Origin of the sequence: Kocuria sp. CPCC 204721, from assembly GCF_040980945.1 — a bacterium.
Classification (GTDB): Bacteria; Actinomycetota; Actinomycetes; order Actinomycetales; family Micrococcaceae; genus Kocuria; species Kocuria marina.
In genome coordinates this window covers 109686-131762 of record NZ_JAVKPO010000002.1, presented here as the reverse complement: position 1 = coordinate 131762, position 22077 = coordinate 109686, and the positions used below count along the sequence as shown (strand labels likewise).

20 protein-coding genes are annotated in these 22077 nt (G+C 68.9%); 4 read left to right on the top strand and 16 right to left on the bottom strand.

Features of this window, described 5'->3' with window-relative positions; translation table 11 throughout:
• Position 1: 1 nt before the first annotated feature.
• The 3 genes from coxB to RF637_RS03265 all read right to left on the bottom strand — a co-directional run bounded on the left by coxB (position 2) and on the right by RF637_RS03265 (position 3009).
• Complete coding sequence (gene coxB / locus RF637_RS03275; protein WP_085106045.1) at positions 2-808, bottom strand: cytochrome c oxidase subunit II; 807 nt, start codon at positions 806-808, stop codon at positions 2-4.
• 334 nt (positions 809-1142) lie between these two features.
• A complete protein-coding gene (locus RF637_RS03270) occupies positions 1143-1511 on the bottom strand; it encodes an iron-sulfur cluster assembly accessory protein (protein WP_035961960.1) in 369 nt (122 codons plus the stop codon).
• Positions 1512-1596: 85 nt separating this feature from the next.
• On the bottom strand, positions 1597-3009 hold the full coding sequence (locus RF637_RS03265) for a dipeptidase (RefSeq protein ID WP_368844132.1): 1413 nt from the start codon (positions 3007-3009) through the stop codon (positions 1597-1599).
• A 105-nt stretch (positions 3010-3114) separates the two neighbouring features.
• Here RF637_RS03265 and RF637_RS03260 point away from each other — a divergent pair, with 105 nt between their 5' ends.
• Positions 3115-3747, top strand: a complete 633-nt coding sequence (locus RF637_RS03260) for a DUF3043 domain-containing protein (RefSeq protein ID WP_085106043.1) — start codon at positions 3115-3117, stop codon at positions 3745-3747.
• Positions 3748-3819: 72 nt separating this feature from the next.
• Here RF637_RS03260 and RF637_RS03255 read toward each other — a convergent pair whose 3' ends face one another.
• From RF637_RS03255 to RF637_RS03220, 8 genes are all read right to left on the bottom strand, one after another.
• Positions 3820-4914: a quinone-dependent dihydroorotate dehydrogenase gene (locus RF637_RS03255; protein ID WP_368844131.1), complete on the bottom strand. Its 1095-nt coding sequence runs from the start codon at positions 4912-4914 to the stop codon at positions 3820-3822.
• Between the two features lie 186 nt (positions 4915-5100).
• Positions 5101-5892 (bottom strand): isoprenyl transferase, encoded by a 792-nt coding sequence (locus RF637_RS03250; protein WP_144931864.1) that lies wholly within the window; start codon positions 5890-5892, stop codon positions 5101-5103.
• Between the two features lie 79 nt (positions 5893-5971).
• Positions 5972-6730 carry a DNA repair protein RecO gene (recO, locus tag RF637_RS03245; protein ID WP_144931863.1) on the bottom strand — a complete coding sequence of 253 codons (759 nt, stop codon included), beginning with the start codon at positions 6728-6730 and terminating at the stop codon, positions 5972-5974.
• A 90-nt stretch (positions 6731-6820) separates the two neighbouring features.
• Complete coding sequence (gene leuA / locus RF637_RS03240) at positions 6821-8572, bottom strand: 2-isopropylmalate synthase (RefSeq protein WP_368844130.1); 1752 nt, start codon at positions 8570-8572, stop codon at positions 6821-6823.
• A 171-nt stretch (positions 8573-8743) separates the two neighbouring features.
• Positions 8744-10354: an LCP family protein gene (locus RF637_RS03235; RefSeq protein ID WP_368844129.1), complete on the bottom strand. Its 1611-nt coding sequence runs from the start codon at positions 10352-10354 to the stop codon at positions 8744-8746.
• A gap of 96 nt (positions 10355-10450) precedes the next feature.
• On the bottom strand, positions 10451-11500 hold the full coding sequence (locus RF637_RS03230; protein ID WP_368844128.1) for a GTPase Era: 1050 nt from the start codon (positions 11498-11500) through the stop codon (positions 10451-10453).
• A gap of 52 nt (positions 11501-11552) precedes the next feature.
• The gene (ybeY, locus tag RF637_RS03225; protein WP_231885507.1) at positions 11553-12008 is read right to left on the bottom strand and encodes an rRNA maturation RNase YbeY; all 456 of its coding nucleotides are present in this window, start codon (positions 12006-12008) and stop codon (positions 11553-11555) included.
• A 47-nt stretch (positions 12009-12055) separates the two neighbouring features.
• Entirely contained in the window at positions 12056-13141 is a 1086-nt protein-coding gene (locus tag RF637_RS03220) for a PhoH family protein (protein WP_144931859.1), read from the bottom strand.
• Between the two features lie 144 nt (positions 13142-13285).
• Between RF637_RS03220 and RF637_RS03215 the strand changes: the two genes are divergently transcribed.
• Positions 13286-14242, top strand: coding sequence for a GerMN domain-containing protein (locus RF637_RS03215; RefSeq protein WP_240505550.1), 957 nt, complete (start codon positions 13286-13288; stop codon positions 14240-14242).
• A 22-nt stretch (positions 14243-14264) separates the two neighbouring features.
• Here RF637_RS03215 and RF637_RS03210 read toward each other — a convergent pair whose 3' ends face one another.
• From RF637_RS03210 to hrcA, 3 genes are all read right to left on the bottom strand, one after another.
• On the bottom strand, positions 14265-15026 hold the full coding sequence (locus RF637_RS03210) for a 16S rRNA (uracil(1498)-N(3))-methyltransferase (protein ID WP_085106036.1): 762 nt from the start codon (positions 15024-15026) through the stop codon (positions 14265-14267).
• Positions 15023-16165: a molecular chaperone DnaJ gene (gene dnaJ / locus RF637_RS03205; RefSeq protein ID WP_144996703.1), complete on the bottom strand. Its 1143-nt coding sequence runs from the start codon at positions 16163-16165 to the stop codon at positions 15023-15025. The genes RF637_RS03210 and dnaJ overlap by 4 nt, the downstream gene beginning before the upstream one ends.
• A 62-nt stretch (positions 16166-16227) precedes the next feature.
• Positions 16228-17250, bottom strand: coding sequence for a heat-inducible transcriptional repressor HrcA (hrcA, locus tag RF637_RS03200; RefSeq protein WP_131332955.1), 1023 nt, complete (start codon positions 17248-17250; stop codon positions 16228-16230).
• A gap of 163 nt (positions 17251-17413) precedes the next feature.
• Here hrcA and RF637_RS03195 point away from each other — a divergent pair, with 163 nt between their 5' ends.
• Entirely contained in the window at positions 17414-18292 is an 879-nt protein-coding gene (locus tag RF637_RS03195) for a DUF3097 family protein (protein WP_085106033.1), read from the top strand.
• A 213-nt stretch (positions 18293-18505) separates the two neighbouring features.
• Positions 18506-18937, top strand: coding sequence for a DUF4870 domain-containing protein (locus RF637_RS03190; protein WP_064845857.1), 432 nt, complete (start codon positions 18506-18508; stop codon positions 18935-18937).
• A gap of 5 nt (positions 18938-18942) precedes the next feature.
• Here RF637_RS03190 and hemW read toward each other — a convergent pair whose 3' ends face one another.
• Positions 18943-20187, bottom strand: coding sequence for a radical SAM family heme chaperone HemW (gene hemW / locus RF637_RS03185; protein ID WP_085106032.1), 1245 nt, complete (start codon positions 20185-20187; stop codon positions 18943-18945).
• Complete coding sequence (lepA, locus tag RF637_RS03180; RefSeq protein WP_167318514.1) at positions 20187-22043, bottom strand: translation elongation factor 4; 1857 nt, start codon at positions 22041-22043, stop codon at positions 20187-20189. Before lepA ends, hemW begins: the two co-directional genes overlap by 1 nt.
• Positions 22044-22077 lie beyond the last annotated feature (34 nt).

Here is a 22077-nt window from a genome sequence, read left to right as displayed (position 1 = left end):
CCTAGTTGTTGGACGTTTCGTTGAGGTTCGGGTTGCGGTTGTACTCGTCCCCGAGGATGCCCGTGTTGCCTTCGTCGCGCAGGCGCTGCATCTGGGCGTCGTACTCCTGCTGGCTCACGACGGCCACGTTGAAGAGCATCTCGGAGTGGTACTCACCGCACAGCTCGGCGCACTTGCCGGCGAAGGTACCCTCGCGGCCGGTGGTGAAGCTCATGTAGTTGGTGCGATCCGGGATCATGTCGATCTTCTCGAGGAAGGCGGGCACCCAGAACGAGTGGATGACGTCGCGGGACGTGATCTCCAGCTCGACCTTGCTGTCGGCCGGCAGGTACAGGGTGGGCAGGGTCTCCTCGACGCCGGGCTCGCCCGTGAGGTGCGCCTGGATGCCCTGGTAGTGGACGTTGTCGTCCAGGTAGTTGAAGTCCCACGCCCACTGCTTGCCGTACACCTGGATCTTGACGTCCGGGTTCTCGAAGCGGTCCGTGATGGCCGTTTGCGCGCGGTACGAGAAGAAGAAGAGGGTCACGATCAGGGCGATCGGGACGATCGTGTAGAAGATCTCCAGCGGGGCGTTGTACGCGAGCTGGCGGGGGTAGCCGGTCTCGTTCTTACGACGCCGGTAGGCGACCATGCACCAGAGCATCAGACCCCACACCACGAGACCCACGCCGAGCGCCGCGATCCACGACCCGATCCACAAGTCGATGACCTGATCGGCGTTGTCGGTGGTGCCCCGTTCGGTGGGCAAGAAGCCCAGCTTCGATTGCTCCGAGCAAGCGGTGAGCGAGATCGTCGCCAGGACTGCCACTGCCGAAGCCTTGAGCGCTCGGCCGCGGCGGCTGCCGGTTCGAGTTTGCGAACTCACAGACGGCCCTTCCTCTTTGTGTGTGTGGGTTCCGCATCGGTCCTGCGCGTGGGCACAATGGACGCGTTGCCCGTGGATGGTTCTCCCTAGGAAGCTTACCCCTCCGCCCCCGGATCCGCTGACACTGTGTCAGCGCGCCGTGTCGCGAGCGGGGCCGTCCGCAGACCCCGCCGATCCCCTCCCCTACGTGCACCGATGAGCCCCTCGAGCGGGCACGAAAAAGGGGTGCGCACGGACCCCCTGAGGATCCGAACGCACCCCTGTTCGGTGCGATCGATCAGTGGAACGAGTCACCGCACGCGCATGAGCCCTGCGCGTTGGGGTTGTCGATCGAGAAGCCCTGCTTAGAGATGGAGTCCTCGAAGTCCACGGTGGACCCGCTCAGGTACGGGACGCTCATCTTGTCCACGATGACCTCCACGCCGTCGAAGCCGCGGACGTGGTCGCCGTCGAGGACGCGCTCGTCGAAATACAGCTGGTAGATCAGCCCGGAGCAGCCGCCCGGCTGCACGGCGACGCGCAACCGCAGGTCGGTGCGCCCCTCCTGCTCGAGCAGGTCGCGGACCTTCTGGGCCGCGGTGTCCGTGAGCAGGACCTCGTGGGTGGGCATGTCCTGGGTGGTCTCGTTGTCGGTGGTGACGCTCATGGTGCTCACTTTCTGTGCGACGCGGGGTTGCGACCCCGGGTTCGGTGGATCCCTTCTGCCTGGTGGAACGCGCCGGCGCGGGGAATCATTCCGCGCTGCGCTCTCCCTGTTGGGCCAGCGCCGCGAGCACGAGGGCCTCGGCGGTGACGGCGTGCAGGAAGTCCCCGATGTGCAGGGATTCGTTGGCGCTGTGGGCCCGGGTGTCCGGGTCCTCGATACCGGTGATCAGGATCTGTGCCTCAGGGTACGCCCGGGTGAGGGTCGCGGTGAAGGGGATGGATCCGCCCATCCCCGCCGTGACGGCCGGGCGCCCCCACGCCTGTTCGAAGGCCCACAGGGCGATCTGCGAGCTCACGGCACCGGTGTCCGCACGGAAGGCGGGGCCGGTCTCCTCGAGTGCGAAGCTCACGTGCGCGCCGAACGGGGCGTTGTCCTCCACGTGCTTGCGCAGCGCCTCCCCCGCTTCCCGCTCGTCCTGGCCAGGAGCAATCCGCAGGCTCAGCTTGGCGCGCGCGGTGGCCGCGATGGTGTTGGAGGCGGTCGCGACATCGGTGACGTCGATCCCCGTAACGGACAGCGCCGGCTGGGTCCACAACCGCGACGAGATCGAGCCGCGCCCGGCAAGTTGCACACTGTCCAACACGCCGGCGTCCTCGCGGAAGCGGTCCTCGTCGTAGTCCACGTCCGTGTCGTCCTCGCTCAGCAGCCCCGCGATGGCCACGGCGCCGTCGTCGTCGTGCAGGGTCGCGATCAGTCGCGACAGCAGCGTGGGTGCGTCCAGAACGGGCCCGCCGAACATGCCGGAGTGCACCGAGTGGTCCAGCACGCTGACCTCTACGATCCCTCCGACGACGCCGCGCAGGCTCGTCGTGAGTGCCGGGACGCCCACTTCCCAGTTCGCGGAGTCCGCGATCACGATGACGTCCGCGGCGAGCTTGTCCCGGTGCGCGGCCAGGAAGTCCTCGAAGCCGGGCGAACCGGCCTCCTCCTCGCCCTCGATAAACACGGTCACACCCAGGCCCGGGTGCTCGCCGATGCGCTCGAAGAACGCGCGCAGCGCGCCCACGTGCACCATAACGCCGGCCTTGTCGTCGGCCGCGCCGCGACCCCAGAGCCGACCGTCCTTCTCCACGGCCTCGAACGGCTCGGTGTTCCACAGTTCGCGCTTGCCCGGGGGTTGGACGTCGTGATGGGCGTACAACAGGATCGTGGGGTACCCGGGTGCCGCGGCCTTGCGAGCGACGACGGCGGGGTGCCCCGGAGCGTCCCCGCGGGGCTCGCGCAGGATCTCCACGCTGTCGAAAGGCAGGCCCCGGAGCAGACCGGCCACGGCCTCGGCACTGCGCTCGAGGTCGGCGGCGTCGAACGAGTCCCACGCGATGCCGGGGATCGCCACGAGGGAGCCGAGTTCTTCCAGCAGGATGTCCCGGGAACCGTCCACGCTCGCCCGGAGGGCGTCGACGGTGTCGGAGCTGGGACGTGTGAAGTCAGTAGCCATGGGCCCAGCCTACCGGCGGGAGCTCGGCGCGCACCGTGGCGAGCCCGTTCGGTTGCCTCCTGTCACGCGCGCGGTGACGTCGTGGCACTCCGGTAGGCTTGTCGGGTGTTTCGACGCAAGAAGTCAGCTGAATCCTCGGGATCCACCGCCGTGGGCGCGCGCGCCACGGCCGATCCCGCCGTCCCCACCGACCGCGGTGGGCAGCCCGGTGGCGGGAGGACGCCCGAGGGCAAGAAGGGCCGCCCCACCCCCACCCGCAAGGAGCAGGAGGCCGCGCGTCGCCGACCCCTGATCCCGGAGGACCGCAAGGCCGCCAAAGCCGAGTCCAGGATCGCGGAACGGGAACGGCGCGCCCAGGCACAGGCCGGCATGGCCGCCGGAGACGAACGCTACCTGGGCCCGCGGGACGCCGGGCCCCAGCGCCGTTTCGCCCGGGACTGGGTGGACTCACGGTTCAACATCGGCGAGTACGTGCTGATCTTCCTGCTGCTGATCCTGGTCCTGATGTTCCTGCCGGTGCAGTCCGTGGCCATCACACTGATCTGGGTCGTGTACGGCTACATCATCCTGTGCGTGATCGACGCGATCATCATGTCCAACCGGCTGCACGCGGCACTGCGCCGCACGTTCGGCACCGTCCAGCCCGGCACCCGCTGGTACGCCGCGATGCGTACCTTTACGATGCGCCGCATGCGCCTGCCCAAGCCGCAGGTGCGCCGGGGCGAGCGTCCCGAGTAACACCCGCAGAACCCGCGAGGGGCCGGCCCACCATGGTGGGCCGGCCCCTCGTTCCATCACTTCCGTGGGTCCTCAGTGCGAGGTGCGCCGTGCGGCCCGGCGCAGGCCGCGGTTGATCCGCGCCGCCCAGAACGGCCCCTCGTATAGGAACGCGGTGTAGCCCTGCACCAGGGAAGCACCGGCGTCCAGTCGCTCGATCACGTCCCGGGCGCTCGTGGCCCCTCCCACGGAGATGAGTACGAGGTCCTCCCCCACGTGACCTCGCAGCAGCTTGAGCACCTCGAGGGAACGACGCCGCAGGGGCGCCCCCGAGAGTCCGCCGGTTCCACACGCGATCACGTCCTGTGCGTCGCTGCGCAGGCCGAGCCCGTCGCGGGCGATCGTGGTGTTTGTCGCGACGATGCCGTCCAGCCCCAGGTCCCGGGCCAGGTCCGCGACCGCGAGGACGTCCTGGTCCGCGAGGTCCGGGGCGATCTTGACGAGCAGCGGCACGTGCCACGACGTGACCCGGTCCGCTTCCTCCCGCACGGCTCGCAACAGGGGTCGCAGCGCGTCGAGCTCCTGGAGTTGGCGTAGTCCGGGGGTGTTCGGGGAGGAAACGTTGACCACGAGGTAGTCCGCATACGGGGCGAGCACGCGGGTGCTGCGCACGTAGTCGTCCGTGGCGTCCTCGAGACCCACGGCCTTGGTCTTGCCGATGTTGACGCCCACCACGGGGCGCGCACGATGCGTACGGGCGGCGTCCTGGGCGAGGCTCTGCAGTGCCGAGGCCACTCGCGGGGCCACGGCCTCCGCGCCGTCGTTGTTGAAGCCCATACGATTGATCACGGCGCGATCCTCGACCAGGCGGAACAGCCTCGGACGGGGATTGCCCGGCTGACCCTGGCCCGTGACCGTGCCGATCTCTACGTGGCCGAAGCCGAGGTCCGTCAACGCGTGAGTACCGGTAGCGTCCTTGTCGAAACCCGCGGCCAGACCGAATGGGGACGGGAAGGTGAGCCCCATGACATGGACCTCGTCGCCCGGATCCGGGCGGGTGAGGCGGTGCAGCACCCGCCCCAGGCCCACACGGCGGGCCAGCTTGATCCCCGCGAACCCCACGGTGTGGGCGAGTTCCGGGTCCATCCAGGAGAAAACGAGGTTGAAAAAAGCGGGGTACACGCGCATGGGGCCAGTTTTTCACACGGGATGCCCGCTCCCGGACCACCTCGCGCGCATCACCGGCGGGTATGCCAAGTGGGCGCTAATACGACGGGAAAACGAGTTCAGGTTAGATACAGTCTCAATCTCAACTCGAATTATAAGTATCAATATTCAGTTGAAACTCTAGATACTGAGGACCCAATTCGGCGGTTACTCCCCCGTGGCCGGGGCCGTCTGATCCATCGCTCCCCCGTATCGTCGGTTGCGGTGAGCGTAATCCTCTACCGCACGCCACAGCACACGGCGGTCCATGTCCGGCCACAGGATATCCAGGAACATCATCTCCGCGTATGCGGACTGCCACAGCATGAAATTGGACAGCCGCTGTTCTCCCGAGGACCGCAGGAACAGGTCCACGTCCGGTAACTGGGGCTCATCCAGGTACCGCTGGACCATGTCCTCGGTAATCGACCCGGGCGTGAGCCGCCCCTCCTGGACGTCCCGAGCCATCGCGACCGCGGCGTCGGCGATCTCCGCGCGACCGCCGTAGTTCACGCACATGGTCAGCGTGATGACATCGTTGTCCTGGGTCTCGCGCTCCGCGGTCTCCAGTCGGTTGATCACGGACTTCCACAGGCGGGGGCGCCGCCCTGCCCACCGCACCTTGATCCCCCATTCCTTGAACGTGGGCAGCTGGCGGGACATCACGTCCCCCGTGAAGTTCATGAGGAACGCGACCTCGGCCGGGGACCGTTTCCAGTTCTCCGTGGAGAACGCGTACGCGGACACGTACGGGATCCCCAGGTCGATGGCTCCCGCGACGACCTCCATGAGGGCTCGCTCACCCTCCCGATGCCCCTCGGTACGCGGCAGTCCGCGGTCGTTGGCCCAGCGGCCGTTGCCGTCCATCACGAGGGCCAGATGTCGGGGAATGGCATCGCGATCCAGGGCGGGCACCGTGGCACCGCTGGGATGGGGCGGCGGCGGGGCGAAGCGGCTCATGCGGGGATCCTTTCGAGAAGCGACGGGGTGGTCCTCCCCCACCCTAGAACTTCCCACCGAGTAGCGGGCACTGCCCGCCTCAGCCGTCCCCTCGATCCACGAGGGCCAGGGAACGCACCGTGCGCTCCATGTGCCATTGGATGTACGCCGCCACGAACCCGGCAGCTGCGCGCGCGGTCTTGGTGTCGGCGGCGTCGATCGTGGACCAGTCCCCGCGCAGCAGCCCGTCCAGCAGCGCGAACGTGGCCGCACTGGGCGCGGCGGATCCCGGCGGACGGCACTGAGGACACACCGCACCGCCGAGGGCCGCGGAGAACGAGCGATGGGGCCCGGGAGCCCCGCACCGTGCGCAGTCCACGAAACTGGGCGTCCAACCAGCCAGGGCCACGGCGCGTAGCAGATAAGAGTCCAGGATGCGCCCCGGCTCGTGCAGACCACGCGCGAGGGCGGACAGCGCTCCCACGAGCAACTGGTAGTGCTGGACTGCGGTGTCGTAGTCGTCCGCGGTGAGTTTCTCCGCGGTCTCGACCATGGCCGCCGCGGCGGTGTATTTTTCGTAATCGGCCACGATGGTCTGCCCGTATGCCCGTTTGCCGATGGCCTGCGACACGATGTCCAGATTCCGTCCGTGCACGAGCTGCACCTGGGCCACGTGGAAGGGTTCCAGGCGCGCACCGAACCGCGACTTGGTGCGCCGCACCCCCTTGGCCACCGCCCGGACCTGGCCGTTCTCGGCCGTCAGCAGGATCACGATCCGGTCCGCTTCACCGAGGTCGTAGGTGCGCAGCACCACGGCGTCGTCCCGATAGCTGCGCGATGCGAAGGTTGAACGGGCCATCGGGTCATTGTGTCACCTACCCCGGACACGACGCCGCTGCGGGCACCCGGATGCCCGCAGCGGAGTCGGCGGAGAAGGGAAAGAGCGCGCTTAGTCCTGCTGGGCCAACTGCGCGTCACGCACGGCGCGGTTGACCGCGGAGATCACGGCCTTCAGGGACGCTCGCGTGGTGTTGTTGTCCATCCCCGCGCCCCACAGCACGCGGTCACCCACGGCGAGCTCCACGTAGCTCGCGGCCTGCGCGTTCGCGGACGCGGACAGCGTGTGCTCGGTGTAGTCCAGCAGGCGCACGTCCACGCCCTCCGCGTTGAACAGCTGAATCAGCGCGTCGATGGGCCCGGTGCCGTGCGCGGTGCGCTCGTGGTGCTCGCCGCCCACGTCCAGGCCGATCTCCAGGACCGTGTTGCCCTCGTCCTCGGCATGGGTGGAGATGGACGTGATGCGGTAGTGACCCCACAGCTCGCCGCCGTCCTTGGCGGGCAGGTACTCGTCGGTGAAGATTTTCCACAATTGCTGCGCGGTGACCTCCGAGCCCGAGGTTTCGGTGTACTTCTGCACGACCCCGGAGAACTCGATCTGGGCCCGGCGGGGCAGGTCGATGCCGTACTCGCTCTTGAGCAGATAGGCCACGCCACCCTTGCCGGACTGGGAGTTCACGCGGATCACGGCCTCGTAGCTGCGGCCCACGTCCTTGGGGTCGACCGGCAGGTACGGGACGGCCCATTCCATGTCATCGATGTCCACGCCCCGCTCCTGCGAGTCCCGCTGCATGGCCTCGAAGCCCTTCTTGATCGCGTCCTGGTGGGAACCGGAGAACGCGGTGAAGACCAGGTCACCGCCGTAGGGGCTGCGCTCGGGCACGGGCAACTGGTTGCAGTACTCCACCGTGCGGCGGATTTCCTCGATGTCCGAGAAGTCGATCTGCGGGTCCACGCCCTGGGTCAAGAGGTTCAACCCCAGGGTCACCAGGTCCACGTTGCCGGTGCGCTCGCCATTGCCGAACAGGCACCCCTCGATCCGGTCCGCCCCGGCCAGGTAGCCCAGCTCAGCGGCGGCCACACCGGTCCCGCGGTCGTTGTGGGGGTGCAGCGACAGGATGATGTCGTCGCGGTGGTACAGGTGCCGGCCCATCCACTCGATCGAGTCGGCGTAGATGTTGGGAGTGGCCATCTCCACGGTCGCGGGCAGGTTGATGATCATCTTGCGACCGTCACCCACCTCGAAGGTCTCGGCGACCTCGTTGCAGATCCGCGCGGCAAACTCGAGCTCGGTGCCCGTGTAGGACTCCGGGGAGTACTCGTACGTGACGTCGGTGTGCTTGAGCTGTTCCTCGTACTTGCGGCACAACCTGGCACCGGTCAGGGCGATGTCCACGATGCCGTCCATGTCGCGGTCGAAGACCACGCGTCGCTGCAGGGTGGACGTGGAGTTGTACAGGTGCACGATCGCGTGCGGTGCGCCCTCGATCGCCTCGTACGTGCGCTCGATCAGGTGCTCGCGGGACTGCGTGAGCACCTGGATGGAGACGTCCTCCGGGATCAGGTCGTCCTCGACCAGGGTGCGCACGAAGTCGAAATCGGTCTGCGAGGCGGACGGGAAGCCCACCTCGATCTCCTTGTAGCCCATCTTCACCAGCAACTGGAACATCTTCAGTTTGCGCTCGGAGTCCATGGGGTCGATCAACGCCTGGTTTCCGTCCCGCAGGTCCACGGCGCACCAGCGCGGGGCCGTGGTGGCCACCTTGTCCGGCCACGTGCGGTCGGACATGTCGAACGGGAAGTTGTGGTGGTACGGGGTGTACTTGTGGACGGGCATTCCGGAGGGACGCTGCAAATTCTTCATGGGAAGGGGGCCTTTCGATCAGAAGCTTGTGGGCCGGCACCACGGAACTCCGCAGCGGGTGGTCGGCCGTGAGGATCGGTTCAGGCCCCGCTGCGGCACGTAAGCAGGAGTAGCGTCATCCCTTGCCGCATGTGATCCAACGTACCACTAGGTCGCCGGCACACCGGATCGTTACCCCGCCGCGGTCTCCTGGCACGTGAACTGCTCCGCGGTCTGGCCTTGCAGGTCGTCGGGCAGGGCGGCGTTGCGGTCCATCGTGTCACCGCTACGGAAGTCCTGGCCCACCGCGACCTCGATCCCGGGCACGTCGTAGCTCGCCACGAGTTGGCTCGGTGAGACGTTCAGGACAGCGGCGACGTCGTCCGCGGCCAGCGCCCAGTTGGGGTTGTAGAACATCTGCGTGGCCGCAAGCTGCGTGCCGGAGGACGCGGTGCGCGCCTGGTCGTAGCCGGCGCGTTCGAGCACGCTCACGAGCTGGTGGTCCCGGCCCCCGGCGTCCGTGCGGTTGCTCACCGTGATCGGCACGAGCGACGGGTCCACGGCGGGGCCGGTCGCGGTGGGCGATGCCGCCGGCTCGGTGGGGTGCGTGGCACTCGGCACGGGGGTGGCGGTCTCCCCCATCGCGTGGGAGGGCCCGGGGGACGCCGCCGGCGCGTCGCGGGCCTCCGTGACGGAGACGTCCCGACGCAGGGTCTCGAAGAGCCGCTCGGCGGGCTTCTCTTCCAGCTGCAACCGGTTGGGGTCCTGCGGGTAGGGCTCGGACGGCGCGGTCACGAACGCGATCCGGCCGGGATCGATGCCGTTGAGCGCACCGGCCATGCCCACGAGGGTGGGGATGGAGGTCAACCCCTGGTCCACGTGCAGGTTTTGGGTCATCACCTCGGCGATGTGGTAGAGCTGCGGGAGGTTGGTGAGCGTCCCGTCCGCCTGGATCTTGCGCGTGAGGGACGCCAGGAACGACTGCTGCGAGCGGATGCGGGCCTCGTCCCCACCGTTGCCGAACGCCGCGCGGGAACGCAGGAACGCGAGTGCCTGTTCGCCCTCCACGGAGGAGATCCCGGCGGGCAGGCGCAGCCCGGACTTGGGGTCATCCACGGGTTCGTTGACGCACACCTGCACGCCGCCCACGGCGCTGGAGAGTTCCTTGACGGCGTTGAAGTCGGCGAGCATGAAGTGGTCGATGTTCACGCCGGTGAGTCGGTTGATCGCGGCCACGGTGCACCCAGGGCCGCCGTGTTCCACCGCACTGTTGAGCATCCCGGTCGTGGCCGGGTACACGGTGCCGCTCGTGGGGTCCGTGCACTGCGGGATCCTGACCATGAGGTCCCGGGGAAAGGAGACCACGGTGACGGCGTCGCGGTTCGCGGTCACGTGCACGAGCATCATGACGTCGGTGCGGCCCTCGGCGTCGTCCTCGCTGCCGTATTCGCTGTTGCCCTGGCCGTGGCGAGTGTCCGAGCCCATGACGAGGATGTCCAGGGGGCCGTCGTCCACGTTCTCGGCACCGTCGGAGAGGTTCAGGGGGCTCGAGGTGAGGTTGCCGGTCAGGCGCAGCGCGGCGATCCCGCCGATGCCGAGTACGGCCAGTAGCCCGAACACGGCCAGGATCACGGCGATCCTGCGTACCGAGGAGCGGTGGACATGGGCGCGGTGATGACGTCCGGTCTGGCGCAGGTCGTACGCCTCGCCGTCGCGATCCGTGCGGCGGGCGGGGTGCGTACTCCACGGCGCGCTCGTACGCGAACTCCGGCGGCTCCGGCGTGGTGCTGAGCTGGGATCCACCGGTGACGTCTCCTGGGGTCTCGGATCGGGGGGGGCGTGCGGCCCTGACTGGTGGGTCAGGCTACGGCACCGGGTTGACGTGTGGTGTGTGTCCGGTCAGAACCCGAGCTTGGACAGCTGTCGGGGGTCCCGTTGCCATTCCTTGGCGACCTTGACGTGCAGGTCCAGGTAGATCCGGGTGCCCAGTAGAGACTCGATCTGGGCTCGGGCGCGCGTTCCGATCTCGCGCAGTCGCGCACCGCGCTTGCCGATCACGATGGCCTTCTGGGAGTCCCGTTCCACGTACAGGCTCGCGTGGACGTCCAGCATGAGGTTGTCCGGTGAGCGGCCTTCACGTTCGGAGACCTCGTCCACGACCACGGCGAGCGAGTGGGGCAGTTCGTCCCGCACGCCCTCGAGCGCAGCCTCGCGGATGAGTTCGCCCATCATGGTGACCTCCGGCTCGTCGGTGAGGTCCCCTTCCGGGTACAGGGGCGGGGAGACGGGCATCAGCGACACGAGCAGCTCGGCGATCTCGTCCATCTGGAAGCCGTCCGCCGCGCTCACGGGGATCACGTGGGCCCATCCGGCCGGTGTGTCCTCGGTGCGCTGCGCGGCCGGGCGACCGCCGGTGCCCTTGGCGGACGGCGCCGCGTCGCGACGTCGTCGTCGTGCGTCGCGCTGGGCGCGCTCCTCGGTGACGACCTCGCGCCCGAGCTCGCTCACGGCCACGAGCTGTTCGGCGAGGCGCTGCTGAGGGACGAGGTCCGCCTTGGTCACGATCGCGACCACGGGGGTGCGCCCGACGGCGGCGACGACCTGCTGGGCGATGTACCGGTCCCCCGGGCCCACCTTCTGGTCCGCGGGCACGCAGAACCCGATCACGTCCACCTCACCCAGGGTCTGGGCCACGACGTCGTTGAGCCGCTGACCGAGCAGCGTGCGCGGACGGTGCAGGCCGGGGGTGTCCACGAGGATCAACTGACCGTCGGTGCGGTGCACGATCCCGCGGATGGTGTGCCGCGTGGTCTGCGGACGGTTGGACGTGATCGCGACCTTGCGCCCCACGAGCGCATTGGTCAGCGTGGACTTGCCCACGTTGGGCCGGCCCACGAACACGGCGAAACCGGCGCGGAAGTCAGCGGGCTGTTCAGTGGGCTGGGTCATCGCGGGTCCTCGGTCGTTCAGTCGGTGCGGGGGTCGGAGGCGGTGCGGCGCCTCACGTCATGGTCTCCACGGGCGCGTCCCGGCCCAGGAACTCCTCGAGCAGCGAGCGCTGGGCGGTGAACATGCGGGCGCGTTCGTCCTCGTGGGCGTGGTCGTGGCCCAGCAGGTGCAGCAGGGAGTGGGTGGTGAGCAGGCACAGTTCGTCCTGGGTGCTGTGGCCGGCGGCCGCGGCCTGGCGTTCGGCCACGGGTGGGCACAGTACGACGTCCCCGAGGACGCCCAGGCTAGGGTCGTCGGGGGTGCCCTCGCGCAGTTCGTCCATGGGGAAGGACATGACGTCGGTGGCTCCGGGCAGGTCCAGCCACTGTTCGTGCAGTTCGGCCATGCGGGTCTCGTCCACCACGGCGATGCTGACCTCGGTGTCGGGGTGCAGGTGCCAGCGGGTGAAGGCGAGGTCCACGAGGGCTTCGAGCTGGTCGGTGTCCACGGCGCGGTAGGCGGTGGGCAGCTCGGCCTGTTCGGCGGGGGTGTCCCAGGGCAGGTCGAAGGCCACGCTCACGGGGTGTCTCCCTCGGTGCGCTCGGACGACGCCGCTCGGCGTTCGTCCTTGCGGCGGGCTCGTTCCACGCGGTGGCGGTTGGTGGTGTCGAACTGGTCGTAGGCGGCCACGATCTCGCCCACGAGTTCGTGGCGCACCACGTCCGCGGAGGTTAGTTCGCAGAACGCGATGTCGTCGATGTTCCCGAGCACGTGTTGGACTTGGCGCAGGCCGGACTTGGTGGTCCCGGGCAGGTCCACCTGGGTCACGTCACCGGTGACCACGATCCGTGAGCCGAAGCCTAGACGGGTGAGGAACATCTTCATTTGTTCCGGGGTGGTGTTCTGGGCTTCGTCGAGGATCACGAAGGCGTCGTTGAGGGTGCGCCCGCGCATGTAGGCCAGCGGGGCGACCTCGATGGTCCCGGCCTCCATGAGCCGCGGAATGGACTCGGGGTCCATCATGTCGTGCAGGGCGTCGTAGAGGGGACGCAGGTAGGGGTCGATCTTGTCGTTGAGCGAACCCGGGAGGAAGCCCAGTCGCTCGCCGGCCTCCACCGCGGGACGCGTGAGAATGATCCGGTTGACCTCCTTGGCCTGCAGGGCGCGCACGGCTTTGGCCATGGCCAGGTACGTCTTGCCGGTACCGGCGGGCCCGATCCCGAAGACCACGGTGTGCTCGTCGATCGCGTCCACGTAGGTCTTCTGGTTCACGGTCTTGGGCCGGATGGTCTTGCCCCGGGTGGAGAGGATGCTCGTGGACAGCGCGCTCGACGGGCGCAGGTCCTGGGCGTCACGCATCATGCGGGCCACGCGCAGCACCGTGCGTTCGGTGATCTCGGTGCCGCGCAGCGCCATCGCGAGAAGTTCCTCAAGTAAGGAGGCGGCCAGGCGGGTGTCGATCACGGGCCCCTCGAGGGCCACGTCCAGGTCCCGCACGGTCATCCGCACGGCCGGGAACTGCTGCTCGAGCAGACGTAAGGTCGCGTCCCCGTGACCCAAGGTCCGGACGGCGGTCTCCCGATCCGGTACGTGCACGGTGACGCGGGTTCGTTCGGTGGGCGGAGTGCTCAGTGCCTCGGTCCCTTCGGTTGGTTCGCTCATCGGGTCCAGCCTACCGGTGCGCGCGGACCCGGACCCGCCGGGACCGACGGGCTCGCACGCCGCAGGTTGCAATCCAATAACGGTCCGCCCGGATCCACGTGCGACGTTAGCGCCCGTGGCTCCCGGTGGGTAAGTTGTGTAGCCGTGAAAAATCCCGCAGGAACGACCGAGCCGCAGCGTCGTCGCGCCACCGCGCCCGGCGGACTTCGGCGCGCCGCGACGGGGGCGCTCGCCGTGTCGCTCGCCGCGGTCGTGGCCTCGTGCGGGACCGCCGCCGACCGACCGGACCACAACTCCGAAGCCGCCCCCGGGATCGCCTCCGCACCCATGAACACGGACACGGCGATGGAAGGCGTGGCCACCGAACAGGCCCCCGTGTACTGGGTGGGCACCGGGGACCAATCGCGCTACCTGTTCCGCGAGTTCCGCACCCCGACCTCCCAGGACACGACCGACCCCGTGGCCCAGGCGGCACTCATGGTCACCTCGGCCACCCCCGCGGACCCGGACTACCGGTCCCTGTGGTCCGCCGTGGACACCGTGGGCACCTCCGTGTCGCCGGACGGAACCATCACCGTGGACCTGCCCGCCGCCGCGTTCGCCTCCCAACTCTCCTCGCAGGACGCGCGGGTCGCACTGCAGCAAATGGTGTACACGGTCTCCGCGGCGGCTGTGACCGCCGGGCTGTTGGACTCGTCCACGGCCAAGGAGGTGCGGGTCCTCGTGAACGGGCAGAGCGGGTACAAGGCCTTCGGAGCCGTGGAACTTAATGCCCCGCTCACGCGTGACTCTGCACTGGCCGCGCCCGTGTGGCTCGTCGACCCCCAGACCGGGGCGGAACCCAAGAGCCCCGTGACGGTCTTCGCCCGCGTGCTGCCCTCGGTGCGTGACGCCCGCTGGGAGGTGCTCGAGGACGACCGCGTCGTGCACAGTGGGAACATCGCACCCGCTTCCCCCGGCTCGGATCCGACCACGGGCACGGAACTACGCACGAGTGTCACGCTCGACCCCGGGACGTACACCGTGCGCGTGAGCGGCACGGACGATTCCGGCACCACCGTGTCCGACGATCACGCGATCACGGTGCGCGCCGGGGACTGAGCCCTCCCCGTTGGGTCCCGGGTCAGTCCCAGAGCCCGAGCACCGCGTGCAGCGCGGCCAGTGCCGCGGGTCCCGCGGTGGACGATCGCATGACAGTGGTCCCCAGGCGCATCGGCTGAGCACCGGCGGCGCACAACGCCTCAAGCTCTCCGTCACCGATCCCTCCCTCCGGGCCCACGATCACCGCGATCCGGGACCGATCACCCCACCGGGTCACGTCCGGGGTGGACCAACGTGTGCTCGCCGATTCATGCAGCACGAGCCACAGCATCTGGGGTTCCGCAGCGATCAGCCGGGCCAGACCCGCGGTATCCACCCAGTCACCGCGTTCGGGCCAGCGGGCGCGCCGCGACTGCTTGGCCGCCGCGGCCAGGGTGGAGTCCCACTTGGCCATGAGCTTGGCCGCGCGGTCCGCGTGGACGCGCACGATGCTGCGCTCCGCCTGCCACGGGATCACCCGGGAGACCCCGAGTTCCGTGGCGGCCTCCGCGGCCTGCAGGTCCCGGTCCCCCTTGGCGAGTGCCTGCACCAGCGTGAACTCCGGCTGCTGCGCGGCGTCGTGGTGGATCTCGTGGACGGTCACGCTCATCCGGTCCTTGGCCCCGGAGTCGAACGTGCACACCGCACGGGTGCCGTGCCCGTCCACGAGGTCCAGGGCCTCCCCCGCGCGCAGGCGCCGCACGGTCACCGCGTGCTTGGCCTCGGGACCCGCGACGTCCAGGACCTCCCCCGGGCGCGCCCGGGAGAGGTCCCCGGCGGGGACGTGGAAGACGGGGTTGGTCACAGGTCGTTGAACCGGTCCCGCAACCGGGAAAAGAACCCACCGGAGTGGTTGGTGTTCACGGTCGTGCCGTCCGCCGCTTCCTCACCGCGCAGCTCGGCGAGTCGCTCGAGCAGTTCGCGCTGTTCGGAGGAGAGGTCCTTGGGGGTCTCCACCTCGAAGTGCACCTTGAGGTCCCCGCGGCCCTTGCCCCGCAGGTGGGTGACACCCAAGTCGTCGAGCGTGACGGTCGCACCGGACTGGGTACCGGGATCGACGTCCACCGTGCGAGCGCCGTCGAACGTCTCGAGGCTCACGGTGGTGCCGAGCGCGGCGGCGGTCATGGGGATACGCAGGCGGGCGTGGAGATCGTCGCCCTCGCGGAGGAAGGTGGGGTCCGGATCCACCTTGAGTTCCACGAAGAGGTCGCCGTTGGGTCCGCCGGCGGTGCCGGCCTCACCCTGGCCACCCAGGCGGATGCGGTTGCCGGACTGGATGCCGGCGGGGATCTTCACGGTCAGGGGGCGGCGGTCGCGCACGCGGCCCTCGCCGTAGCACTCGTGGCAGGGGCTCTCGATGACGGTGCCGAAACCGTTGCACTGGGAGCACGGGGCCTGGGTGGTGACCATGCCCAGGATGGACTGGCGCTGGTACTGCATGTGGCCGGAGCCGCGGCACATGGTGCACGTCACGGGGCTCGTGCCGGGCTGGCAGCACGTGCCCTGGCACGTGGGGCACACGACGGCGGTGTCCACCGTGATGTCCTTCTCCATGCCGAACACGGCGTCCTTGAGGGAGATCCGCACGTTGATCAGGGCGTCCTGGCCCTGGCGGGTGCGGGACTGGGGGCCGCGCTGGCCACCGGCTCCCGCGCCCTGGAAGAACGTCTCGAAGATGTCGGAGAAGCCGAAGCCCGTACCGGGGAAGCCCCCGCCGAAGCCAGTGTCCGTGCCGTTCTCGTTGCCCGTGGCGTCGTAGACGCGGCGCTTGTCCGGGTCGGAGAGGACGTCATTGGCGTGGGAGACGCGCTTGAACTCCTCGGCGGCCTCGGGTGAGGGGTTCACGTCCGGGTGAAGTTTGCGGGCCTTCTTGCGGTAGGCGCGCTTGATCTCTTCGGCGCTGGCGTCCCGGCTCACGCCGAGGGTTTCGTAGTGATCGCTCACGATGTCGTCGTTTCTTCTTTCGTCGGTTCTACGGTTCTACGGTCGAGCGGGGCGGGCAGCGCTCACGTGCGCTCAGCCCCCAGGTTCTTGGACAGGTAGCGGGCCACCGCGCGCACGGAGGCCATGGTCGTGGGGTAGTCCATGCGTGTGGGCCCCACGACTCCCACCTTGGACGCGGCGTGCGGACCGTAACCCGTGGCCACCACGGACGCCTCCGCCAGGGGGTCGTCGCTGTGGTCGGAGCCGATGCGCACCGCGACCCCGCGTTCGTCCTGCTGCATCTCGGACAACAATCGCAGCATGGCCACTTGTTCCTCAAGCGCCTCGAGCACCGGGGAGATGCTCTGCGGGAAGTCCCCGCTGAAGCGCGCGAGGTTCGCGGTCCCGGCCATCACCAGGCGGTGTTCGTCCGACACCGCTGCGAGCACCGCGAGCGCCCCGGTCACCGCGGTCCCGGCGTCGCGCAGTTCCTCGGGCAGGGCCGGGGGCAGGGTCACGGCGGCGTCGGGGACGTCTTCCACGGGCGTGCCGAGCAGGCGTGCGAGCACGTGGGCGCGCAGCTCCAGCAGCTGGGCCTCGGTCAGGGTGACGGGCAGTTCCACGGTGCGTTGGGCCACGCGTCCGGTGGTGGGGATCAGGATCACGAGTACGCGGGCGTCCCCCACGTCCACGAGTTCCACGTGGCGCACGGTGATCCCGGTGCGCACGGGATACTGGATCACGGCCACCTGGTGGGTGAGCTGGGCGAGCAGGCGCACGGTGCGCTCCATAATGTCGTCCAGGTCCTGGGCGCCGTCCATGAACACCTGGATCGCGCGGCGCTGGGCGGAGGTGAGGGGCTCCAGGGCTGCGATCTGGTTGACGAACTCGCGGTAACCTCGGTCCGTGGGGATCCGCCCCGAGCTCGTGTGCGGGGCCACGATCAGCCCGTCCTCCTCGAGGGCGGCCATGTCGTTGCGCACCGTGGCGGAGGAGACGGGTAGGCGGTGGCGTTCCACGAGCGCCTTGGACCCCACGGGTTCACGCGAATGGACGTAGTCCTCCACGATGGCGCGCAGGATCTGCGCTCGGCGCGGATGCTCCATGTGTCTCACCTCCCGTTGCTGGCAATTCTGGCACTCAAGAGTTCACAGTGCTAATCCTGGCAGTCCAGGGCCCGTGGGTCAGGGGCCGATTTTGATACGCTCGCGGCTGATTCGCCTGCCCGGCGGCGCGCTCGCGCCGCGGCACGACGTCGAGGAGTCGCCCGTGAACGCATCCGGCTGGTCCTGGGGTCCCCAGGACCTAGGCAGTCCCGACGTCGCCCGCACCGGTGCCGTCTCCCGGGACGTCCCCGTGGCCCGGGACATGGTGCTCGAGGACGTGGAGACCGGGTGGGTGGGCGCCGTCGTGGGCGTGGAGACCATCGGCGGGATGCGCGTGGTGGGTCTGGAGGACCGGCACGGGCGCGTGAAGTCCTTCCCCCTGGGCCCGGGCTTCCTCCTGGACGGCGAACCCGTGCGGCTGGGCCCGCCCGAGACCCGCAGCGCCCCGGCCAAGCCCCGGATCACGCGGTCGGGGTCGGTCGAGGTCGAGAACCTGCGCGCGTCCGTGGCCAAGGAGTCGCGTGTGTGGGTCGAGGGGTACCACGACGCCGAGCTCGTGGCCAAGGTGTGGGGCCACGACCTCGCGGTCGAGGGCACCGTGGTGGAACCCCTGCACGGGATCGACGACCTCCCCTCAGCCATCGCCGAGTTCCACCCCGGCCCGCAGCGCCGGCTCGGGATCCTCGTGGACCACCTGGTCGCGGGCTCCAAGGAGTCCAGGATCGCCCAGGAGGCGCTCGCGGTCCCGGGTGCCCGGGACAACGTGCTCATCCTCGGACACCCCTACGTGGACATCTGGCAGGCCGTGAAGCCCAGCGCCCTGGGGATCCGGGAGTGGCCCGTGATCCCGCGCGGGGTGGATTGGAAGACCGGGATGGCACGCGCGCTGGGCCTGCCGCACCGCACACCCCAGGACGTGGGGCGGGCGTGGCAGGCGATCCTTGCACGAGTGAACACGTACGCAGACCTCGAACCGGCCCTGCTGGGCCGCGTGGAGGAGCTCATCGACTTCCTCACCGCCCCGGACGCCGCCGATTCCTGACCCGGGCTGCGCCTGACCTGCGGTGACCCACGACGTCGACGGCGCTCGCAGCCGGTGGTCTACGGATTCGGTGACCCGCGTTAGCGGTAACCCCCAGCGTGGGTGACGCCTGGTGTCGTCGTCCGGCGCGAGCCACGCGGGAACGACCGTAGGATGGGAGCACCGGCGTCCTCCGACCCGGATGGCTACCGCCCGTGAAAGGCACACCCGCTCGTGACTGACGCTGCTCCCTCCCCCTCCACTCGCTCCGCCGAGACTCCGTTCGAGTCCGTGGCCCCCGTGGCGCAACCCCTGGACGTGTCCCAGGACCGGCAGTGGGCCACCCTCGCCCACCTGGGTGGCGTGGTGGGCGTACTGCCCAGCTACATGATCCACCGGGTGTTCAAGGACCGTGGTCCCTTCACCGCTCAGGAATCCCGGGAAGCCGCCAACTACACCATGCTGCCCACCCTGGTGATCCTCGCGGGCATCGTGCTCTCACTCATCCCGTTCATCGGATGGCTCTTCTCGGTCATCGCCGCCGTGACCTGGCTGTTCCTGGCCATCACCTCCGTGCGCGCGGGCGTGACGGTCAACCGCGGCGAACCGCACCAGTACCGGTTCAACACCCACCTCTACGACAAGTTCGCGGCCCGCAACTCCTGACACGGTCACCAGTCGAGCAAGCGGCGCGTCACGGCGTCGGCCATCAGACGCCCCGCGTCCGTGAGGACCGCGGACCCGCGGAGGGCGGCGGCGCCGTCCAGCCAGCCGTCGGCGATCAATCCGGCCACCGCGTGCCGTCCCTCCGGGCGCAGCCCCTCGAGCGGGAGTCCCTCACGGATCCTGATCCCGAGCATCACGTGTTCCACGTACTGCGTCTCGCCATTCAAGGTCTCGCGGCCCACGGCCGGTGAGTCACCCCGGCGCACGGCGGCCGTGTAGGGCAACGGGTGCTTGAGGTTCCACCAGCGCACGCCGTCACTGTGTGAGTGCGCCCCCGGGCCGATCCCCCACCAGTCCTGATTGCGCCAGTACGCGAGGTTGTGCACGCTGCGGTTCTGCACCGCGCTGCGCCCGTGGGCCGCGCGGGACCAGTTGGACACCTCGTACCACTCGAACCCGGCCTCGCGCAGCAGCGCGTCCGCGAGCGTGTACTTCTCCGCCTGGTCGTCCGGATCCACGTCCGGCACCTCACCGCGGCGGATCTGGGCGGCCAGCTTGGTGCCGTCCTCGATGATCAGGGAGTACGCGGAGACGTGGTCGGGGTCCATGGCCAGCGCGGCCTCCAACGAGGTGCGCCAGTCGGCCACGCTCTCCCCCGGTGTACCGTAGATCAGGTCCACGCTCGCGCCCAGTCCGCGGTCCTTGGCCCAGCCGACGGCGCGCGGGACGTTCGCCGGCGTGTGCGTGCGTTCCAGCACGCGCAGCACGTGGGGCACCGCGGACTGCATCCCGAAGGACACCCGGGTAACCCCGGCCGCGGCGAGAACGTCGAACGTCTCCTCGCTCACCGAGTCGGGGTTGGCCTCCACGGTGACCTCGGCGTCCGGGGCCAGCCCGAAGCTCTCCCTGGCCTGCTCGAGCATGAGCGCGAGCTCCCAGGCGGGCAGAAGGGTGGGCGTACCCCCGCCGAAGAACACGCTGTGCAGCGCGCGCGGCGGTGCCCCGGCGGCGTCGAGCACGGACCGGGCGAAGCGGACCTCCGCGGCGGCGTCGGCGTGGTAGTCGCGCTGGGAGACGCCGTCCCCGAGCTGGTCCATGGTGTAGGTGTTGAAGTCGCAGTACCCGCAGCGCACCGCGCAGAACGGGACGTGGACGTACAGGCTCAGGGTGCGATCGGTGGCACGGGCGACCGATGCCGCGGGGAGCGCGCCGTCCCGGGGTGCGGGATCACCCTCCGGTTGGGCGGGCATTACTTCTTCTTGTCCTTCCCGCTGTCCTCGTCCGAGGACAGCGCGGCCACGAAGGCCTCCTGGGGGACCTCCACGCGGCCCACCATCTTCATGCGCTTCTTGCCCTCCTTCTGCTTCTCAAGCAGCTTGCGCTTACGGGAGATGTCACCGCCGTAGCACTTGGAGAGCACGTCCTTACGGATCGCGCGGATGTTCTCGCGCGCGATGATCCGGGAACCGATCGCGGCCTGGATGGGGACCTCGTACTGCTGGCGCGGGATGAGCTTCTGCAGCTTGCCCGTCATGAGCACGCCGTACGAGTACGCCTTGTCCTTGTGGGTGATCGCGCTGAACGCGTCCACCTGCTCGCCCTGCAGGAGGATGTCCACCTTCACGAGATCCGCGGCCTGCTCGCCGTCCGCCTTCCAGTCCAGGGACGCGTAGCCCCGGGTCTTGGACTTGAGCTGGTCGAAGAAGTCGAAGACGATCTCCGCGAGCGGCAACCGGTAGCGCAGCTCCACGCGGTCCTCGGAGAGGTAGTCCATCCCCTTCATCTCACCGCGCTTGGACTGGCACAGTTCCATAACCGCGCCGATGAACTCGGACGGCACCAGGATGGTGGCCGAGACCATGGGTTCGCGGATCTCCAGGATCCGCCCCTCCGGGAACTCGGACGGGTTAGTAACCTGCTCCTCCGAGTTGTCCTCGAGCGTCACGTTGTAGGACACGGACGGCGCGGTGGAGATCAGGTCCAGGTTGAATTCGCGTTCGAGCCGGTCGCGGGTGATCTCCAGGTGCAGCAGCCCCAGGAAACCGCAACGGAAGCCGAAGCCCAACGCGGCGGAGGTCTCGGGTTCGTACACCAGGGCGGCGTCGTTGAGCTGGAGCTTCTCGAGGGCGTCCCGCAGCACGGGGTAGTCCGAACCCTCCACGGGGAACAGCCCCGAGAACACCATGGGCTTGGGGTCCTCGTACCCACCCAGGGACTGCTGCGCGGGCTTGGTCTGGCTCGTGACCGTGTCACCCACGCGGGACTGGCGGACGTCCTTCACGCCCGTGATCAGATAGCCCACCTCCCCCACGCTCAGCCCCTGCGAGGGCACCGGCTCCGGGGAGATCACACCGAGTTCGAGCAACTCGTGGGTGGCCCCGGTGGACATCATCTGGATCCGCTCTCGCGGGGACAGCGTCCCGTCCACCACGCGCACATAGGTCACCACGCCGCGGTAGGTGTCGTACACCGAGTCGAAGATCATGGCACGCGACGGCGCGTCCTTGACCCCCTGAGGCGCCGGGACCTGGCGCACGATCGTGTCCAGCAGCTCCTCGACGCCCTCACCGGTCTTGCCCGAGACCTTGAGCACGTCCTCGGGTTCCACGCCGATCAGATTGGCGAGTTCAGTAGCGTACTTCTCCGGCTGCGCGGCCGGCAGGTCGATCTTGTTGAGCACCGGGATGATCGTGAGGTCGTTCTCGATCGCGAGGTACAGGTTGGCCAGCGTCTGCGCCTCGATCCCCTGGGCGGCGTCCACGAGCAGGATCGTGGCCTCGCACGCGGCCAGGGACCGGGAGACCTCGTACGTGAAGTCCACGTGCCCGGGCGTGTCGATCATGTTCAGCGCGTAGTCCGTGCCGTCCACGTTCCACGGCATCCGCACCGCCTGGGACTTGATGGTGATCCCGCGTTCGCGTTCGATGTCCATGCGGTCCAGGTACTGGGCCTTCATCTGCCGGGGTGTCACTACGCCCGTGGCCTGCAGCATCCGGTCCGCGAGGGTGGACTTGCCGTGGTCGATGTGGGCGATGATGCAGAAGTTCCTGATCACCGAGGGGTCGGTCGAGGCGGGAGCCGGTGGATTGACGGCCAACGGTGACACGGGCGGTCCTTTCGATCGGATGACTCCCCAGTTT

Excerpts from the sequence above, each read along its gene's own strand:
- RF637_RS03270 (WP_035961960.1), bottom strand. The coding sequence starts at position 1,511 with ATGAGCGTCACCACCGACAACGAGACCACCCAGGACATGCCCACCCAC.
- RF637_RS03265 (WP_368844132.1), bottom strand. The coding sequence starts at position 3,009 with ATGGCTACTGACTTCACACGTCCCAGCTCCGACACCGTCGACGCCCTC.
- RF637_RS03255 (WP_368844131.1), bottom strand. The coding sequence starts at position 4,914 with ATGCGCGTGTACCCCGCTTTTTTCAACCTCGTTTTCTCCTGGATGGAC.
- RF637_RS03250 (WP_144931864.1), bottom strand. The coding sequence starts at position 5,892 with ATGAGCCGCTTCGCCCCGCCGCCGCCCCATCCCAGCGGTGCCACGGTG.
- recO (WP_144931863.1), bottom strand. The coding sequence starts at position 6,730 with ATGGCCCGTTCAACCTTCGCATCGCGCAGCTATCGGGACGACGCCGTG.
- leuA (WP_368844130.1), bottom strand. The coding sequence starts at position 8,572 with ATGAAGAATTTGCAGCGTCCCTCCGGAATGCCCGTCCACAAGTACACC.
- RF637_RS03230 (WP_368844128.1), bottom strand. The coding sequence starts at position 11,500 with ATGACCCAGCCCACTGAACAGCCCGCTGACTTCCGCGCCGGTTTCGCC.
- RF637_RS03220 (WP_144931859.1), bottom strand. The coding sequence starts at position 13,141 with ATGAGCGAACCAACCGAAGGGACCGAGGCACTGAGCACTCCGCCCACC.
- hrcA (WP_131332955.1), bottom strand. The coding sequence starts at position 17,250 with ATGGAGCATCCGCGCCGAGCGCAGATCCTGCGCGCCATCGTGGAGGAC.
- hemW (WP_085106032.1), bottom strand. The coding sequence starts at position 20,187 with ATGCCCGCCCAACCGGAGGGTGATCCCGCACCCCGGGACGGCGCGCTC.